Annotated in this window: 17 protein-coding genes and 1 tRNA gene; 9 read left to right on the forward strand and 9 right to left on the reverse strand. The window is 66.4% G+C overall.

Features of this window, described 5'->3' with window-relative positions:
• The first annotated feature begins 41 nt into the window (after positions 1 to 41).
• A tRNA-Leu gene (locus tag ACGLHS_RS13495) sits at positions 42 to 133 on the forward strand.
• Between the two features lie 20 nt (positions 134 to 153).
• Positions 154 to 798: a DUF6806 family protein gene (locus ACGLHS_RS13500; RefSeq protein WP_093241413.1), complete on the forward strand. Its 645-nt coding sequence runs from the start codon at positions 154 to 156 to the stop codon at positions 796 to 798.
• A 12-nt stretch (positions 799 to 810) separates the two neighbouring features.
• Here the strand turns inward: ACGLHS_RS13500 and ACGLHS_RS13505 are convergent, their stop codons facing one another.
• The 6 genes from ACGLHS_RS13505 to proV form a co-directional block, all read right to left on the reverse strand.
• Entirely contained in the window at positions 811 to 1602 is a 792-nt protein-coding gene (locus tag ACGLHS_RS13505) for a hypothetical protein (protein ID WP_394480361.1), read from the reverse strand.
• Positions 1603 to 1613: 11 nt separating this feature from the next.
• Positions 1614 to 2432, reverse strand: a complete 819-nt coding sequence (gene murI / locus ACGLHS_RS13510) for a glutamate racemase (protein ID WP_394480363.1) — start codon at positions 2430 to 2432, stop codon at positions 1614 to 1616.
• A 52-nt stretch (positions 2433 to 2484) separates the two neighbouring features.
• Positions 2485 to 4038 (reverse strand): fumarate hydratase, encoded by a 1554-nt coding sequence (locus ACGLHS_RS13515; protein WP_093241407.1) that lies wholly within the window; start codon positions 4036 to 4038, stop codon positions 2485 to 2487.
• Positions 4039 to 4200: 162 nt separating this feature from the next.
• Entirely contained in the window at positions 4201 to 5211 is a 1011-nt protein-coding gene (gene proX, locus ACGLHS_RS13520; RefSeq protein ID WP_394480366.1) for a glycine betaine/L-proline ABC transporter substrate-binding protein ProX, read from the reverse strand.
• A 23-nt stretch (positions 5212 to 5234) separates the two neighbouring features.
• Positions 5235 to 6407: a glycine betaine/L-proline ABC transporter permease ProW gene (gene proW, locus ACGLHS_RS13525; RefSeq protein WP_394480368.1), complete on the reverse strand. Its 1173-nt coding sequence runs from the start codon at positions 6405 to 6407 to the stop codon at positions 5235 to 5237.
• A 21-nt stretch (positions 6408 to 6428) separates the two neighbouring features.
• Complete coding sequence (gene proV, locus ACGLHS_RS13530; protein WP_394480370.1) at positions 6429 to 7691, reverse strand: glycine betaine/L-proline ABC transporter ATP-binding protein ProV; 1263 nt, start codon at positions 7689 to 7691, stop codon at positions 6429 to 6431.
• A 103-nt stretch (positions 7692 to 7794) separates the two neighbouring features.
• Here proV and ACGLHS_RS13535 point away from each other — a divergent pair, with 103 nt between their 5' ends.
• Positions 7795 to 8028: a hypothetical protein gene (locus ACGLHS_RS13535; protein WP_093241397.1), complete on the forward strand. Its 234-nt coding sequence runs from the start codon at positions 7795 to 7797 to the stop codon at positions 8026 to 8028.
• 219 nt (positions 8029 to 8247) lie between these two features.
• The gene (gene fumC, locus ACGLHS_RS13540; RefSeq protein ID WP_394480372.1) at positions 8248 to 9645 is read left to right on the forward strand and encodes a class II fumarate hydratase; all 1398 of its coding nucleotides are present in this window, start codon (positions 8248 to 8250) and stop codon (positions 9643 to 9645) included.
• Between the two features lie 59 nt (positions 9646 to 9704).
• Here fumC and ACGLHS_RS13545 read toward each other — a convergent pair whose 3' ends face one another.
• Positions 9705 to 10322, reverse strand: a complete 618-nt coding sequence (locus ACGLHS_RS13545) for an NAD(P)-dependent oxidoreductase (RefSeq protein ID WP_093241392.1) — start codon at positions 10320 to 10322, stop codon at positions 9705 to 9707.
• 107 nt (positions 10323 to 10429) lie between these two features.
• Between ACGLHS_RS13545 and ACGLHS_RS13550 the strand changes: the two genes are divergently transcribed.
• Positions 10430 to 11347, forward strand: a complete 918-nt coding sequence (locus tag ACGLHS_RS13550; protein ID WP_394480375.1) for a LysR family transcriptional regulator — start codon at positions 10430 to 10432, stop codon at positions 11345 to 11347.
• A 39-nt stretch (positions 11348 to 11386) separates the two neighbouring features.
• Here the strand turns inward: ACGLHS_RS13550 and ACGLHS_RS13555 are convergent, their stop codons facing one another.
• Entirely contained in the window at positions 11387 to 12022 is a 636-nt protein-coding gene (locus ACGLHS_RS13555; RefSeq protein WP_093241389.1) for a YqhA family protein, read from the reverse strand.
• A gap of 145 nt (positions 12023 to 12167) precedes the next feature.
• On the opposite strand from ACGLHS_RS13555, the gene acs reads away from it, so the two are divergent.
• Both acs and ACGLHS_RS13565 read left to right on the forward strand, forming a co-directional pair.
• Positions 12168 to 14165, forward strand: a complete 1998-nt coding sequence (acs, locus tag ACGLHS_RS13560; RefSeq protein ID WP_394480377.1) for an acetate--CoA ligase — start codon at positions 12168 to 12170, stop codon at positions 14163 to 14165.
• 141 nt (positions 14166 to 14306) lie between these two features.
• On the forward strand, positions 14307 to 14807 hold the full coding sequence (locus ACGLHS_RS13565) for a Signal transduction histidine kinase (RefSeq protein WP_093241385.1): 501 nt from the start codon (positions 14307 to 14309) through the stop codon (positions 14805 to 14807).
• A gap of 9 nt (positions 14808 to 14816) precedes the next feature.
• Here ACGLHS_RS13565 and ACGLHS_RS13570 read toward each other — a convergent pair whose 3' ends face one another.
• Positions 14817 to 15122, reverse strand: coding sequence for a c-type cytochrome (locus tag ACGLHS_RS13570; RefSeq protein ID WP_394480379.1), 306 nt, complete (start codon positions 15120 to 15122; stop codon positions 14817 to 14819).
• A 106-nt stretch (positions 15123 to 15228) separates the two neighbouring features.
• Between ACGLHS_RS13570 and ACGLHS_RS13575 the strand changes: the two genes are divergently transcribed.
• Complete coding sequence (locus ACGLHS_RS13575) at positions 15229 to 15483, forward strand: TIGR04438 family Trp-rich protein (protein ID WP_093241378.1); 255 nt, start codon at positions 15229 to 15231, stop codon at positions 15481 to 15483.
• A 59-nt stretch (positions 15484 to 15542) separates the two neighbouring features.
• On the forward strand, positions 15543 to 16364 hold the full coding sequence (locus ACGLHS_RS13580; RefSeq protein WP_394480382.1) for a DUF3592 domain-containing protein: 822 nt from the start codon (positions 15543 to 15545) through the stop codon (positions 16362 to 16364).
• Positions 16365 to 16419 lie beyond the last annotated feature (55 nt).

A 16419-nucleotide genomic window follows, 5' to 3' on the forward strand; every position in this document is an offset into this window, starting at 1 on the left:
GGGCTTGTTTTGTTTGGGTTATCGTCGATGTTCAACCTGACGCCCGGATGGTGAAATTGGTAGACACATCGGACTTAAAATCCGCCGCTTCCTTAATCGGGGCATACGGGTTCGACCCCCGTTCCGGGTACCAAACTTACAAGGGAGCATTCGATGCCTCGCTACAACGCTCCATTTGAAATCCATGTGCACGGCGATGTGCCGCTGCGTCCGGACGTGAGCTTCGACCAGATCCAGGAAGCGCTCAAGCCACTGTGGAAGTACGCCGGTGCCAAGTCGCTGGCCGACGGCGCCACCAGCACCTACGAGGAAGAGCCGGGCATCCGCTTCGAGCAGAAGGACCACACGCTGCAGATGTGCTGGACGGTGCCGGGCGACGAAGACTTCCGCCAGGCGCTCGACGAAATGTGCATGGGCCTGAACGAACTGTCGGACCGCGGCGCCGCGATCGAAGTCACCTTCTACGACACCGACTTCGACGAAGAAGAAGGCGACCCCGACGAAGAATCGCGCGACGACTTCCTGATGCTGTTCGTCGGCCCTAATCCGGCTGCGATCATGCAGGTGCAGCGCGACCTGCTGGTCGAAGACGTCGTCAACCTCATGGAGCGCCATTTCGATGGCGCCGAACTGGGTGGTGTCGTGTCCGAGATCGATCGCCTCTTCAGCGACCGTTTCGATGCGCTCGTGAACTCCCTCGAGATCGGCAAGCGCCCGCGCGGCACGGGCGGTACCGGCGGTGGTGGAGGCAGCGGTGGCGGTCATGGCGGCGGACGCCGTCCCCGCCACCTGCACTGAGCCGGAAGACGGTCAGTTCCGTTGTTGTTGCTGCTGTTGCAGCAATGACTTCGGCACGCGGAAGCGCTCGCCGTCGTAGCGCAGCGTCACGGTGCTGAACTTGGCGGGCAGCGCTCTTTCCACGCAGGTCTGATCCTCCTGCTCCTGCGCGCGGCTTTGCACGAGCGTGCGCGACAGCAGCAGGTCGGCGAAGCCGTTGCTGCTGGCCTTGCCGACCGAGAGCATGGTCCGCAGTTTCTCGAAGTGACCGGTGCAGGTCGCGTCCCATCCCCCGTTGTCGTGGTCGAGTTCGATCTCCTGCAGCACCTGCCGCAGCTTGTTGGCGTGGTGCACGTACAGGCGCACGGTCTCGCTGGCCAGCGGGCCGGCCGACGTGCTGCCGTTCTTGTAGCGAATGCGCAGGCCGAAGGCGCGCGCGTCGGCAGACAGCACATAGCGCGAGGTATCGACGCGAATATCCTGGATCGACGTGGTGGCGTCTTCGTCGAGCGCTTCGGGCTGGAAGAGTCGCCCGATCACCGTGTCGCGCTCGGTGTTGCCGTTGTCCGGCCGCTGGATCAGCAGCAGCTCGAGGTCGAAAACTTTCCCGCCGGTGTCGGTGGTCTCGCGCGGCATCGGCAGCACGACGATGCTGCGCCCCGGAAAAGCCGGCCAGACCTTGCAGGCGGCCAGTCGCTCGTCGAGCGGGCGGTTCGGGTGGAGCTTGGCGTGCATGCGCTCGGCCAGGCCGCTTTCGCAGGCGGCATGGCTCAGGCTGGCCGTGAAGACGCACAGCAGGAGCAGGGCGGGGCGCAGAAGGCGCATGAAGAGGTGTTTCAGGCCGGGGTGGCCGCGGATGCCGTGACGCGCTGCGAAGGGCCTTGCAGCCATCGTGCGGCGGCTGCTTCGAGCACGGCGACATCGCCGCTGCTCTGCAGCAACAGGCTGCCCTGCGGCACGCCATGTTCGTCCGCGAGGCGGCCTGCCGAAGCCAGCAGCCGACGCGTCTGTTGTGCAACCGGCAAGCCGGTGTCGATGAAGCGCAGCGTGGCCGGTGCGTGGCGGCGCAACTCGTCCTTGACGAGCGGGTAGTGGGTGCAGCCGAGCACGACCGTGTCGACCTCATCGGCAGCTTCGCCGAAGGGCCCGGCTTCTTCCATGTAGCGTGCGCAGAGCGCCGCGATCGACGGGAAATCCATGCCCTCGATGGCCTTCACGAGACCATCGCATGGCACGGGGCGCACATCGGCCGATCCGGCGAACGAGTCGCGCAATGCGGCGTACTTGGCGCTGGCCAGCGTGCCCCGCGTGGCCAGCACCGAGATGTGGCCGGTGCGGCTGCTCGCCACGGCGGGCTTGAGCGCGGGCTCCAGGCCCACGATCGGCAGATCGGGGTTCTCGGCCCGCAGCAGGTGGATGGCGGCGGTCGTGGCCGTGTTGCAGGCGATCACGAGCGCCTTGATGCGGTACTCGCGCACCATGTGCTCGATCACCTTGCGCGAACGCTCGATCACGTACGCATCACCGCGCTCGCCGTACGGCGCATAGGCCGTGTCGGCGTAATAGACGAAATGCTCGTGCGGCAGTTCGGTGCGCAGCGCGGCCTGCACGCTGAGCCCGCCCACACCGCTGTCGAAGACGCCAACCGGGAGCATCAGAAGACCTCCGTGCTGCTGCGCAATGCGAACGGGTGGGCGGTGTGCTGCATCAGGCTTCTTCCATCATGATGGTCTTGAACTCGCCGCTGGCAATGCGCTTTTGCCACTCGGCCGGGCCGGTGATGTGGGCGCTGGTGCCGCCCGCATCGACCGCCACCGTCACGGGCATGTCGACCACGTCGAATTCGTAGATGGCTTCCATGCCGAGGTCCGCGAAGCCAACGACCTTGGCCGTCTTGATGGCCTTGCTCACGAGGTAGGCGGCGCCGCCCACGGCCATGAGGTAGGCGCTCTTGTGCTTCTTGATGGCCTCGATGGCGACCGGGCCGCGCTCGGCCTTGCCGATCATCGCGATCAGGCCGGTCTGGGCCAGCATCATTTCGGTGAAGCCGTCCATGCGCGTGGCGGTGGTCGGGCCGGCGGGGCCCACGGCTTCGTTGCCGACCGGGTCGACCGGGCCGACGTAGTAGATGACGCGGTTGGTGAAGTCCACCGGCAGCTTCTCGCCCTTGGCCAGCATGTCCTGGATGCGCTTGTGCGCGGCGTCGCGGCCGGTGAGCATCTTGCCGTTCAGCAGGATCGTGTCGCCCGGCTTCCAGCTTGCGACTTCAGCGGGCGTGAGCTTGTTCAGGTCGACGCGCTTGCTCTTCTTTTCGTCCGGCGCCCAGTTCACGTCGGGCCACAGGTCGAGCGACGGCGGGTCGAGGTAGACCGGGCCGCTGCCGTCCATCACGAAGTGCGCATGGCGCGTGGCGGCGCAGTTGGGGATCATCGCCACGGGCTTGCTGGCCGCGTGCGTGGGGTACATCTTGATCTTGATGTCGAGCACGGTGGCCAGGCCGCCCAGGCCCTGCGCGCCGATGCCCAGGGCATTGACCTTCTCGTACAGCTCGATGCGCAGCGCCTCGACCTTGCTCAGCTCGGCGCCCGATGCCTTCTTGGCCTGCAGTTCGTGCATGTCGAGGTCGTCCATCAAGCTTTCCTTGGCCATCAGCGCGGCCTTCTCGGCGGTGCCGCCGATGCCGATGCCCAGCATGCCCGGCGGGCACCAGCCGGCGCCCATGGTCGGCACGGTCTTGAGCACCCAGTCGACCACGCTGTCACCGGGGTTCAGCATGACCAGCTTGCTCTTGTTCTCGCTGCCGCCGCCCTTGGCCGCGACCGTCACTTCGACGGTGTTGCCGGGCACGATCTCGGTGAAGATCACCGCGGGCGTGTTGTCCTTGGTGTTCTTGCGATCGAACTGCGGGTCGCCCACGACCGAGGCGCGCAGCGTGTTGTCGGGGTGGTTGTAGCCGCGGCGCACGCCTTCATTGATGGCGTCGTCCAGGCTGCCGGTGAAGCCGCCCCAGCGCACGTCCATGCCCACCTTGAGGAACACGTTGACGATGCCGGTGTCCTGGCAGATCGGGCGGTGGCCCGTGGCGCTCATCTTGCTGTTGGTCAGGATCTGCGCGATGGCGTCCTTGGCGGCGGGGCTCTGCTCGCGCTCGTAGGCCTTGGCCAGGTGGGCGATGTAGTCGGTGGGGTGGTAGTAGCTGATGTACTGCAGCGCGGCGCTGATCGATTCGATCAGGTCGGCCTGCTGGATCGTGGTCGTCATGGTGGGGGCTTTTATTGGAGTGGGAAACGCCCCCCGATTATCTCAGTCGCCGTCTCCCGGCGTCTGTCCCGATCCCGTCGGGACCACGGAGGCTGCCGCAGGGTGCGCCGCAGGGCTTTTCAGGGCGAACCCCGACCCTCGCACCCAGCGGTGCCTGCCCCACTACTTCGCAGCGGCGCGTGCCTCTTCGATCCAGCCGTCGAACAGCGCCTGATGGGCCTTGATCCATCCGTCCGTGTGGCGTGCCACGTCCTGCTGCGTGTTGGCGCCCTGGCTCATGCGCAGGTTCTGGGCGTTGATGTCGCTGATCGGCAGCTTCATCACCTCGAACAGCTTGCCGGCGGCCGGGTTCTTCTCGACGAAGGCCTTGTTGGCGACGATCTGCTCCTGGTTCGCCTGAAAGCCGTAGTTCTTGCCGTTCGGCAACTGCGTGTCGACACTGCGGCCATCGCCCTGCGACGACGAGAACGGCACCTGCAGCCACACCACGTCCGCACCCGGCCGCAGCACGGCGCTGACCCAGTACGGCGTCCACGTGTAGTACAGCACCGGCTTGTCCTGCTTGAAGCGGGCAATCGTGTCGGCCATCAGCGCGGCATAGCTGCCCTGCTTGTGGGTGACGGTATCGCGCAGCTGGTAGGCCGTCAGGTGGTTCTCGATGGCCAGCTCGCAGCCCCAGCCGGGGTTGCAGCCCGTCAGGTCGGCCTTGCCGTCGCCGTCCGCATCGAACAGCTTCGCAATCGCCGGATCTTTCAACTGCGCGATGCTGGTGATGTTGTATTGCTCGGCCGTCTTGCGGTCGATCAGGTAGCCCTGCACCGCGCCTTCGGAATACACGCCCTTGCGCGACAGCTTGGCGTCGCCGCCGCTGTTCTTGTAGAAGTCGGCGTGCAGCAGGCTCCAGTGGTTGGCCATGAAGGTGGCGTCGCCGTTGGCGATGGCCAGGTGCTCAGTGGCGGGCTCGAGGTCTTTCATGGGCTCGACGGTGTAGCCGAGCTTTTCGAGCCCGCGCATCACGAGCAGCGTCTGGAACGCCTCCTCGGCGAGCGAGCTCTTCAGCGGCAGCACGGTGACGCCCTTGCCGGGCAGCTCGCTGCCGGCCTGTGCGGCAATGGCGAAGGCGACGAAGCCAAGGGCCAGAAGGCCGCGTGCGATGAGGCTGGTTTTCTTCATGCGTCGGATTCCTTCGTGGCCGTTCATTGCGCTTGCGTGGACAGGGCGGGAGCGGGCTCGTTCGCATGGCGCGAAGGCGTCCCCACCAGGCGTTGCAGCAGGCGCAGCGCAAAGCCGGCCGGGCCGGTGTGCCACCAGCGACGCCCGGCGCTGCGGCGCGACTTGCCCATGGCCTGCGTCAACCGGTCGAGCGAGATCGCCAGCAGCACGATGCCCAGGCCACCCACTGTCGCGAGGCCCATGTCGAGCCGGCCGATGCCACGCAGCACCATCTGGCCGAGGCCACCGACGGCGATCATCGAGGCGATCACCACCATCGACAGCGAGAGCATCAGCGCCTGGTTGATGCCGGCCATGATCGACGGCATGGCCAGCGGCAGCTTCACCTTCACGAGCATCTGCCAGGGCGAGGCGCCATACGCGCGCGCCGCCTCGATCAGGTCGGGCCGCACCTGGCGCAGGCCGAGGTTGGTCAGGCGCACCAGCGGGGCCAGCGCGAAGATGATCGTCACGATCACGCCCGGCACGTTGCCGATGCCGAACAGCATCACCACCGGCACGAGATAAACGAAGGCGGGCGTGGTCTGCATCGCGTCGAGCACGGGGCGCATCAGGCGCTGGGCCCGGTCGCTGCTGGCCAGCAAGACACCCAGCGGCAGGCCGATGACCATACAGAACACCAGCGAGGTCAACACCAGCGACAACGTGACCATGGCTTCAGGCCAGATGCCCAGCATGGCCACCAGCAGCAGTGCGACCGAGGTGCCGATGGCAAGCGCGCGGCCGGCGAACTGCCAGGCCAGCAGGCCGATCAGCGCGATCATGGCCAGCGTGGGCAGTCCCGTCAGCAGGCTCTGCACCCAGTTCAACGTGCTGTCGATGGGCAGGCGCACGGTCTGGAAGAAGGGGCGGAAGTGCTCGACGACCCAGCCCAGGCCCTGGTTGATCCAGGACTCGACGGGCAACGAGCCGTCCCACAGGCGATGCAAGTGAAAGCCGCTGGTGGTGGCATCGACCGATCCGGCCAACTGGTGGGCTGCGTCCACGGGCGCATCGAGCCAGGCGCTGGTCGCGGACCTGTCGGGCGCTGCGGACATGGCCTCCCACGGGTCGATGGGCATGGGCGCCTGCGGCGGCAAGGCCGTGGCGGCGTCGTTCAACGGCGTGAATTCGGAAGGCAGTGCGGTGTCGTTCATCAAAAAGTCCTTCGAAGTCGTTCAGGCCGCAGCGGCGGTCGCGGATGCAGGCACGGGTTGCTGGGGCTGGTGCGCGGGGTCGATCGGCGGGGTGTCGCGGTCGAGGAACTTCAACAGCGTCGTCTTGCTGATCGCACCGCAGAAGCGGCCGTCGCTCGCCACCACCGGCATCGCGCAAGGCGCCTGGCCCACCTGGCCGATCAGGCCGGCCACGGGGGCGTCGGCCTCGATCACGCCGAGGTCGTTCAGGAACGCATGGCGCAGGCCGAGCGGACCCGAATGCCCGTCGAGCGCGGAACGCAGCGTGTCGGCCGACACGGTGCCCAGGTAGCGCTTGTTCGGGTTGGTCACGTAGGCGTAGTCGCGGTCCTGGTCCTCCAGAAGCTTGAGTGCCGCGCGCGCGCCGCGCTCGGGGTGCTCGCACACCACGGTGAGCGATTTGCGGGCGATGTCCGCCGCCTTGAAGACCGCTGCCGCGTCCACGCCGCGCACGAAGCTGCGCACGTAGTCGTCGGCGGGGCTGCGCAGGATCTCGTCGGGCGTGCCGACCTGGATGACCTGTCCGTCTTTCATGATGGCGATGCGGTCGCCGATGCGCATGGCTTCGTCCAGGTCGTGCGAGATGAAGACGATGGTGCGGCGCTGTTCCTGCTGCAGCCGCAGCAGCTCCGATTGCATTTCGGTGCGGATGATCGGGTCGAGCGCCGAGAAGGCCTCGTCCATCAGCAGGATCGACGGGTCGGACGCCAGCGCCCGCGCCAGGCCCACGCGCTGCTGCATGCCGCCCGACAGCTCGTCGGGGTAGCTGTCGCCCCAGCCCGCCAGCCCGACTTGCGCCAGCGCCTTGTCGGCCTGCGCAAGGCGCTCCTTCTTGCCGGTGCCCGAGAGGTCGAGGCCGAAGGCGGTGTTCTCGCGCACCGTCATGTGCGGCATCAGCGCGAAAGACTGGAACACCATGCTGATGTCCTTGCGGCGCAGCGCGCGCAGCTTGGCGTCGGAGTGCTCGTTGATGTCCGCGCCATCGATCACGATGCGCCCGGCGGTCGGCTCGATCAACCGGTTCAGCAGGCGCACCAGCGTCGACTTGCCCGAACCCGAGAGGCCCATGATGACGAAGATTTCTCCGGCCTGGATCTCGAAGGTGGCGTCGAACACGCCGATCGACTGGCCCGTGCGCGCCAGGATCTCTTTCTTGGAAAAGCCCTGCCGGACCAGCGCCAGGGCTTGCTCCGGCTCGTCGCCGAAGACCTTGAAGACGTGGTCGATGAGAATTCCTTTGGCCATACGCAGCGGGCTCCTTGTGTGAGGGTGGACACGGCGCCGCCCCGCAGGGCGGCAACGGCCACGTCATCAGCCGGCGAGGCTGCCCGAACAGAGCGCGTGATGAATGCGCGTGCAATGGCCCGGCGAGCCGCAAAGGCTGCCGACAGGCACTGAAGACGACATGGCGACGAAACCAGTGCCCGCCGGATGCTTCATTCGCAGAGCGACGGGCCTGGTCGAGGGGCGCCGCCTGGAGGAGCGTGACGTGGCAATGGGGCCGGAAAAATCCGGCCGGTTTGCCGGGCTGGGCCCGGCGGATGAACCTGGCACCGCGACGGGATTCGAGATCCGCGAGTAGTGCAGGCGGGACCTACAGCGTCATCAACATGACTTATAGGTCCTCGGAAGCTCTCGATCATAACTTTTTGACATGAAGTCTGTCAATCCGACAGGCGTAAGGTGATGTCGGACCAAAGGCAAAGTCCTCGTCAGATGAGAGCTGTTCTTATCGGGGCGATACTCGGTGCCGCGCCCGGCGAGCGGGTGCATTTTTTCCCAAGACTGCGGAGCTTTTTTCATGACGACTTCCCCCAAGACCCGTGCCGAGCGCGACACCTTCGGACCGATCGACGTGCCGGCCGACAAGCTGTGGGGCGCGCAAACGCAGCGCTCGCTGCAGAACTTCGACATCTCCGGCGAGCAGCAGCCGCGCGAGATCATCAAGGCGCTGGCACAGGTCAAGCGCGCGTCGGCCGTGGTCAACCACGCGCTGGGCCTGCAGGACGCGAAGAAGACGCACGCCATCGTGGCGGCCGCCGACGAAGTCATTGCCGGCAAGCACCCGGGCGAGTTCCCGCTGGTGGTGTGGCAGACCGGCTCGGGCACGCAGAGCAACATGAACGTCAACGAAGTGCTGGCCAACCGCGCCAGCGAGCTGCTGGGCGGCGAGCGCGGGGAAGGGCGCCTGGTGCACCCGAACGACGACGTCAACCGCAGCCAGTCGAGCAACGACGTGTTCCCCACGGCCATGCACGTGGCCGCGGTCGAGGCCATCACGCACAAGCTGCTGCCGGCCATCGCCAAGCTGCGCGGCACGCTCGAGCAGAAGTCGAAGGACTTCGCCGACATCGTGAAGATCGGCCGCACCCACCTGCAGGACGCCACGCCGCTCACGCTGGGCCAGGAGTTCTCGGGCTACGTGGCGCAACTGGCGCATGGCGAAGCCCACGTGCGCGCCGCGCTGCCGCACTTGTGCGAACTGGCGCTGGGCGGCACGGCCGTCGGCACGGGCCTCAATGCGCCCAAGGGCTACGCGGTGCAGGTGGCGGCCGAACTGGCGAAGCTCACGGGCCTGCCCTTCGTGACCGCGCCGAACAAGTTCGAAGCCATGGCCAGCGTCGATGCGCTGGTGCATGCGCACGGCGCGCTGAAGACGCTGGCGGCCAGCATGAACAAGATCGCCAACGACGTGCGCTGGCTCGCGAGCGGCCCGCGCAGCGGCATCGGTGAACTGAGCATTCCCGAGAACGAACCTGGCTCGTCGATCATGCCGGGCAAGGTCAACCCGACCCAGAGCGAAGCCGTCACGATGCTGGCTGCGCAGGTGTTCGGCAACGACGTCGCCATCAACATCGGCGGCGCCTCGGGCAACTTCGAGCTGAACGTGTTCCGCCCGATGGTCGCGCACAACTTCCTGCAGAGCGTGCGCCTCTTGGCCGACGGCATGGTGAGCTTCAACGACCACTGCGCCGTGGGCATCGAGCCGAACCGCGAGCGCATCACCGAGCTGGTCCAGCGTTCGCTGATGCTGGTGACGGCGCTGAACACGCATATCGGCTACGACAAGTCGGCCTACATCGCGAAGAAGGCGCACAAGGAAGGCACGAGCCTGCGCGACGCGGCGATTGCCTCGGGGCACCTGACGGCCGAGCAGTTCGACCAGTGGGTGGTGCCGGAGAACATGACCGGCCGTTGAGTCGAACCACCCATGAAAAAGAAAAGGACCCGCGAGGGTCCTTTTTTGTTGCCGGCCGATCAGTAGCCGATGGTGTAGCGCTGGCGCGAGTGCGCGGGCTTTTCCAGCTCGTCGATGAACGCGATCGCGTAGTCCTCGAAGGTGATCCAGCTGCGGCCTTCGGCGCTCACCAGCAGGTCGTCCTTGCCCAGGCGGAACTTGCCGGTGCGCTCGCCTTCGACGAATTCGGCGGAGGGCGACAGGAAGGTCCAGTCGAGTTCCTTCTCGTTGCGCAGCGCATCGAGAAACACGCCACCGGCCGAGGCTTCGGCGCGGTATGCATCGGGGAAGTTCGGCGTGTCGATCACCTTGAGGCCCGGCGCCGCGAACAGGCTGCCGGCACCACCGACCACCAGCAGGCGCTTGACGCCCGCGCGCTTGACCGGGCCGATGACGGCTGCGGGCGGCACGGTGGCGAAGTGTGCGGCGCTGAACACGGCGTCGTGGCCGGCCAGTGCCTTTTCGAGCGCGGGTGCGTCGAGCACGTCGAGGTCGACGGCTTTCACGTTGGCGCGGCCCGACAGCTTCTCGCTGGCCTTGCGGGCGATGGCGGTGACGGTGTGGCCGCGGCGCAGCGCTTCTTCGAGAAGGCGGCCGCCGGCGCGTCCGGTGGCACCGATGATGGCGATGTGGCTCATGAGGGACTCCAGTCAAAAAGTTGGGAAGGGATGAGCCGCATCTTAGGTTTCTGCTTTCGAAAGAAATACCTCGAATTGCGCGTTTCTTTATTTCTAAAATCGTTCATATGGATCGATTGAACGCAATGCGGGTGTTCGTGAACGTGGTGGATTCGGGCAGCCTCTCGGCCGCGGCCGACAAGCTCGACATGTCCCGCCCCGTGGTCACGCGCTATGTGGCCGAACTGGAGCAATGGACCGGCGCGCGCCTGCTGCACCGTACGACGCGCCGCCTGAGCCTCACGGCCGCGGGCGAAGAACTGCTGCCGCGTTGCCGCCAGGTGCTGGAGCTCACGGGTGACATGCAGGCTGCGGTGCGGCATCCGGCCGAAGCGCCGCGCGGCCAGTTGCGCATTACCGCCAGCACCTCGTTCGCGCAGGCCCAGTTGGCCGATGCGGTGGCCGACTATGTGCGGCTCTATCCGGGCGTGGCGGTCGACCTCGTGCTGCTGGACCGGGCGGTGAACCTGGTGGACGAGCGCATCGACCTGGCCATCCGCGTCGCGGTCGAGATCGATCCCAACCTGATTGCGCGGCGGCTCACCGTGTGCCGCTCGGTGGTCTGCGCGTCGCCGGCGTATCTGCAGGAGCACGGCAAGCCGCAGCGGGTGGAAGAGCTGGCCCAGCGCAATTGCCTCACGCATTCCTACTTCGGGCGCAGCCTCTGGAATTTCACGCGCAAGGAAGATGGGGAGCCGGTGTCCGTGGCCGTGGGCGGCAACGTGTCGACCAACGATGCCGCCAGCCTGATGTACCTGGCGCGGGCGGGGGCGGGCATTGCGATGCTGCCGACCTACCTGACGTCGGAGCTGGTGCAGGCCGGGGAACTGGTGCCGCTCTTCACCGATTTCGAGCCGCAGGTGGTGGGCATGTATGCCGTCTACGCCTCGCGCAAACACATGCCGGCCACGCTGCGCACCATGCTCGACTTCCTGGCCGAGCGCTTCACCGAAATGCCTGCGTGGGACCTGCGGCACGCAGGGTAGGCGGGCGAAGCGGCAGGCGCATCGCCCGCCGCCGAAGGATCAGTGAGGGGCGCCGCCTTGCGCCGCGTTCGCCGTCATCAGCTTGTCGGTATAGGCAATGGCCATCGCCGAGAGCAGGAAGGCGATGTGGATCACCGTCTGTGCGATCAGCACGCGGTCGGTGTAGTTGTCCGCGTTGATGAAGGTCTTGAGCAGGTGGATCGAGCTGATGCCGATGATGGCGGTGGCCAGCTTGACCTTGAGCACCGAGGCGTTCACGTGGCTCAGCCACTCGGGCTGGTCGCGGTGGCCTTCGAGGTTCATGCGGCTCACGAAGGTCTCGTAGCCGCCCACGATCACCATGATCAGCAGGTTCGAGATCATCACCACGTCGATCAGCGCCAGCACCACCAGCATGATCACCGTCTCGTTGAGCGCGCCGACTGGCGCGGTCGTCTTGTAGCCGATGCTGGTGATCAGGGCCTGCAGCGCGGTCTGGCTGCCGAACGCGGCTTCGACCAGGTGCAGCAGCTCGACCAGGAAGTGCACCACGTACACCGCCTGCGCCACGATCAGGCCCAGGTACAGGGGCAGTTGCAGCCAGCGGCTCGCGAAGATCAGCCGGGGCAGCGGCCCCATCGGCATGGTCCGGGGGGCGGGCGGGTTCAGAGGGTCGAAAGGATCGGGCGCGGACATCGGGTGGAGGTTCGTGGAAGACCGGCGATTCTAGGGGTGCCCCCGTGTCGTACTCGTGATAACCCCGCGAACTAACATCGGGCCGTCAGTAGCCCGTAAGTGGGCCCGCCGACATTACGGCCGCATCCATCCAGGAGACATGAGAATGAGCAGCGCATCGAAGAACATTGAATCCGTCCTGGTCGAGAACCGCGTGTTCCCGCCCGACGCCCGTGCCACCGAAGGCGCCCGAATTTCCGGCATGGCCGCCTACGAGGCGCTGTGCAAGGAGGCCGAGCAGGACTTCGAAGGGTTCTGGACCCGGCTGGCCAAGGGCAACCTGCAGTGGACCAAGCCGTTCACCAGGACGCTCGACGAATCGAAGGCCCCGTTCTACGAATGGTTCGGCGACGGCGAGCTCAATGCCAGCGCCAATTGCCTCGACAAACATATCGGCACCCCGGTCGAGAACAAGACCGCCATCGTCTTCGAGGCCGACGACGGCACCGTCACCAACGTCACCTACAAGGAACTGCTCGCCCGCGTGAGCCAGTTCGCCAACGCGCTGAAGGCCGCGGGCATCAAGAAGGGCGACCGCGTCATCGTCTACATGCCGATGACGGTCGAGGGCGTGATCGCCATGCAGGCCTGCGCGCGCATCGGCGCCACCCACAGCGTGGTGTTCGGCGGCTTCTCGGCCAAGGCGCTGCAGGAGCGGATCATCGACGCGGGCGCGGTGGCGGTCATTACCGCCAACTACCAGCTGCGCGGCGGCAAGGAACTGCCGCTGAAGGCCATCGTGGACGACGGCATCGCGCTCGGTGGCTGCGAGTCGATCAAGACCGTGTTCGTTTACGAGCGCACGCCCACTGCATGGAGCCGCGTCGAAGGCCGCGACAAGACCTTCGCCGAAGCGCTGAAGGGCCAGAGCACCGATTGCCTGCCCGTGCCGGTGAACGCCGAGCACCCGCTCTTCATCCTCTACACCTCGGGCTCCACCGGCAAGCCCAAGGGCGTGCAGCACGCCACTGGCGGCTACCTGCTGTGGGCCAAGCTCACGATGGACTGGACCTTCGACTCGCGCCCTGAAGACGTGTTCTGGTGCACGGCCGACATCGGCTGGATCACCGGCCACACCTACGTCGCCTACGGCCCGCTCGCGGCCGGCGCCACGCAGGTGGTGTTCGAGGGCATCCCGACCTTCCCGCATGCGGGCCGTTTCTGGCAGATGATCGAGAAGCACAAGGTCAGCGTGTTCTACACCGCGCCCACCGCCATCCGCTCGCTCATCAAGGCCGCCGACGGCGACGAGAAGGTGCACCCGAAGAACTGGGACCTGTCGAGCCTGCGCATCCTCGGTTCGGTCGGCGAGCCGATCAACCCCGAGGCGTGGATGTGGTACCACCGGAACATCGGCCACGAGAAGTGCCCGATCGTCGACACCTTCTGGCAGACCGAGACCGGCGGCCACGTCATCACGCCGCTGCCGGGCGCCACGCCGCTGGTGCCGGGTTCGTGCACCTTGCCGCTGCCGGGCATCATGGCCGCCATCGTCGACGAGACCGGCAAGGACCTGCCCAACGGCGCAGGCGGCATGCTGGTCATCAAGCGGCCGTGGCCCTCGATGATCCGCACCATCTGGAACGACCCCGAGCGTTTCAAGAAGAGCTACTTCCCCGAAGAGATGGGCGGCACGATCTACCTGGCCGGCGACGGTGCGGTGCGCAGCGCCGACCGCGGCTACTTCCGCATCACTGGCCGCATCGACGACGTGCTGAATGTGTCGGGGCACCGTCTGGGCACCATGGAAATCGAATCGGCCCTCGTCTCCAAGACCGACCTCGTGGCCGAAGCCGCGGTGGTGGGCCGTCCCGACGACGTGACCGGCGAGGCCGTGTGCGCCTTCGTCGTGCTCAAGCGCAGCCGCCCGACCGGCGAAGAAGCCAAGCAGATCGCCAACGAGCTGCGTGCCTGGGTCGCGAAGGAAATCGGCCCCATCGCCAAGCCCAAGGACATCCGCTTCGGCGACAACCTGCCCAAGACGCGCAGCGGCAAAATCATGCGGCGCCTGCTGCGCAGCATCGCCAAGGGCGAGGCGATCACGCAGGACACCTCGACGCTGGAGAACCCGGCGATCCTGGAACAGTTGTCGCAGACGAACTGATCCGTCCTGTAGGACATGGCCGTTTGTGCGGCCATCTGCGCCGAAGAGGCCTCTTCAGTGAGGTAAAACCATCGCAGTCACCGCGCGCCTCGACGCGCGCGGGTGTTCCCGATGTGTTCGATCTTTCCGAAGGAGGCCCCCATGGGCGTGAGATCCGCTTTCCTGTTCGTCATCGTGCTGCTGATCGCGGCACTTGCTGCCCTGAACTGGGGAACGCTGTCGGCACCCACCGATGTGTGGCTCGGCTTCATGACCGTCTCGGCGCCGCTGGGGCTGATCATGCTGGGGCTCACCGGCGTGCTTGCCGCTTTCTTCCTGGTCTACGTGCTGTACCTGCACAGCTCGGTGCTGCTCGACACCAAGCGTCACACGAAGGAAATGCAGGTCCAGCGCGACCTTGCCGACAAGGCCGAAGCCTCGCGCTTCACCGAGTTGCGCAACTTCCTCGAAGCGCAGGAGAACAAGCACATGGCGCACAACGCAGACCGTCACACGGCGCTGCTGGCACGCATGGATCAGCTTGAAGCGGCGGTCCGGCTGCGCTCGGACCAGACCGACAACACCGTGGCCGCGCACATCGGCCAGCTCGAAGACCGCATCGAGCGCCGGCCGCTGCCGGTGGACATCAACCCGCAGGGTTGATGCGGCTGACTACTTCGTCGACAGCACCCAGGCCGCCAGCTTCTTCGCATCCGCTTCGCTGACCTGGTTGTTCGCCGGCATCGGCACCGGGCCCCACACGCCGGAGCCGCCCTTCATGATCTTGGCGGCGAGCGTGTCGACGGCGCCCTTGTCGTCCTTGTACTTCGCGGCCACGTCCTTGAACGATGGCCCGAGCACCTTGCGCTCCACCGCGTGGCAGCTCATGCAGTTCTTCGAGGTGGCCAGGGCGAGATCGGCGAAGGCGGGGGCCGCGACGCCGAAGCCCAGGGCGACCAACAACAGGACTCTTTTCATGGGGATGTATTTCGTAAGGGCTGAGTTACATTCGATGCAACGCGATTGTAGGTAGCGCCGTGCACTGGCGCCCGGATGCGTTGCCACAAACCCCGGGGGATTCGCGATGTTGTTTTTGCTGCTGGGCCTGCTGGGCATTGCCCTGAAGTACTTCGAAATCGGCATGGTCGCCGGCTGGAGCTGGTGGATCGTGCTGTCGCCGTTCGCCATGGCCGTCGCGTGGTGGGCCTGGGCCGATTCGTCGGGCTACACCAAGCGCAAGGTGATGGAGCGGGAAGCAAAGCGCAGGCAGGCGCGCATCGATCGCCAGAAGACCAACATGGGCATGAAGACCAGCAACGGCCAGCCCCCGCGCCGCTGAGCGCGGCGCCGCCGCTTCCGGCCTGACAGACCCGCGCCCATGCCGAAAGGAGGTGCGCCATGGATGACCAGGCCGCTACCCGTGCACTGCTCGTCTTCGGGCTTTCGCTGCTGGTCGGGCCGGCCATCGGCGGGCTCGTGGGGTGGCTCAAGACTTTCTTCTGGGGTGTTGGCGTCGGTGCGTTGCTGATCGGCTGCGCGGGGCTTTACGGTGCGGTCACGGTCGGCTGGCATCGCTACCAGTCGATTGCCGGCATGGCCAGCGTGCAGGGCAGCCTGGTCGAGTTCGTGGAAGAGCGCAGCAAGGACAGCGACGGCCGCACCATCGTCACGCGCGCACCCATCGTCGAGTACACCGCATCCGATGGATTGAAGCGTCGCGTCAAGGGCCTGGGCGGCGGCCTCGGCGACAAGGAGTGGGGCGACCCGGTCGAGGTGCGCTACAGCAAGGCCGACCCCGCGCAGGCGTTGGTGGCCGATTTCCAGAACATGTGGGGCATCGTCTGGGGGCTGGGCATCTTCGGCGGATTTCCAACGATGTTCGGCCTCTTCTTCACCGGCATGGCGATCAGGGAAGGCCGGCACCAGGACGGGCTTCGGGTGGCGCGCGACCCTACGCCGGCCCAACAGCGCTGGCGCACGCGCGGCACCGTGCTCGCGAACTTCGTGTTTCTCGCGGGCTTCGCGCTCGTGTTCTTCTATCCCGATCCGAGCCTGGCGAAGCAGCTAGGTGCGGGCTTCATGACCATCGGCGCCGGGGCCATGCTGCACTTCATCGTGCAGAGCCTGCCACCGGCGACGGATTTCCAGTTCCGCAGCATCCTCGCGATCGTCGGCCTCGGGTTCCTGGCCTTCGGCTACGGCGCGTGGATGATGGGGTAGACAAGGCTCGCCCCCAGGCTGCGCGCACTTCGTGTCACTTCTCCAACCCCCTACC

Source organism: Variovorax sp. VaC1 (assembly GCF_043658315.1).
Lineage (GTDB): Bacteria > Pseudomonadota > Gammaproteobacteria > Burkholderiales > Burkholderiaceae_C > Variovorax.

What these genes read in the sequence shown, in the direction of transcription:
- ACGLHS_RS13500 (WP_093241413.1), top strand. Translation starts at nt 154, where the DNA reads ATGCCTCGCTACAACGCTCCATTTGAAATCCATGTGCACGGCGATGTG.
- ACGLHS_RS13505 (WP_394480361.1), bottom strand. Translation starts at nt 1,602, where the DNA reads ATGCGCCTTCTGCGCCCCGCCCTGCTCCTGCTGTGCGTCTTCACGGCC.
- murI (WP_394480363.1), bottom strand. Translation starts at nt 2,432, where the DNA reads ATGCTCCCGGTTGGCGTCTTCGACAGCGGTGTGGGCGGGCTCAGCGTG.
- ACGLHS_RS13515 (WP_093241407.1), bottom strand. Translation starts at nt 4,038, where the DNA reads ATGACGACCACGATCCAGCAGGCCGACCTGATCGAATCGATCAGCGCC.
- proX (WP_394480366.1), bottom strand. Translation starts at nt 5,211, where the DNA reads ATGAAGAAAACCAGCCTCATCGCACGCGGCCTTCTGGCCCTTGGCTTC.
- proW (WP_394480368.1), bottom strand. Translation starts at nt 6,407, where the DNA reads ATGAACGACACCGCACTGCCTTCCGAATTCACGCCGTTGAACGACGCC.
- proV (WP_394480370.1), bottom strand. Translation starts at nt 7,691, where the DNA reads ATGGCCAAAGGAATTCTCATCGACCACGTCTTCAAGGTCTTCGGCGAC.
- ACGLHS_RS13535 (WP_093241397.1), top strand. Translation starts at nt 7,795, where the DNA reads ATGCGCGTGCAATGGCCCGGCGAGCCGCAAAGGCTGCCGACAGGCACT.
- fumC (WP_394480372.1), top strand. Translation starts at nt 8,248, where the DNA reads ATGACGACTTCCCCCAAGACCCGTGCCGAGCGCGACACCTTCGGACCG.
- ACGLHS_RS13545 (WP_093241392.1), bottom strand. Translation starts at nt 10,322, where the DNA reads ATGAGCCACATCGCCATCATCGGTGCCACCGGACGCGCCGGCGGCCGC.
- ACGLHS_RS13550 (WP_394480375.1), top strand. Translation starts at nt 10,430, where the DNA reads ATGGATCGATTGAACGCAATGCGGGTGTTCGTGAACGTGGTGGATTCG.
- ACGLHS_RS13555 (WP_093241389.1), bottom strand. Translation starts at nt 12,022, where the DNA reads ATGTCCGCGCCCGATCCTTTCGACCCTCTGAACCCGCCCGCCCCCCGG.
- acs (WP_394480377.1), top strand. Translation starts at nt 12,168, where the DNA reads ATGAGCAGCGCATCGAAGAACATTGAATCCGTCCTGGTCGAGAACCGC.
- ACGLHS_RS13565 (WP_093241385.1), top strand. Translation starts at nt 14,307, where the DNA reads ATGGGCGTGAGATCCGCTTTCCTGTTCGTCATCGTGCTGCTGATCGCG.
- ACGLHS_RS13570 (WP_394480379.1), bottom strand. Translation starts at nt 15,122, where the DNA reads ATGAAAAGAGTCCTGTTGTTGGTCGCCCTGGGCTTCGGCGTCGCGGCC.
- ACGLHS_RS13575 (WP_093241378.1), top strand. Translation starts at nt 15,229, where the DNA reads ATGTTGTTTTTGCTGCTGGGCCTGCTGGGCATTGCCCTGAAGTACTTC.
- ACGLHS_RS13580 (WP_394480382.1), top strand. Translation starts at nt 15,543, where the DNA reads ATGGATGACCAGGCCGCTACCCGTGCACTGCTCGTCTTCGGGCTTTCG.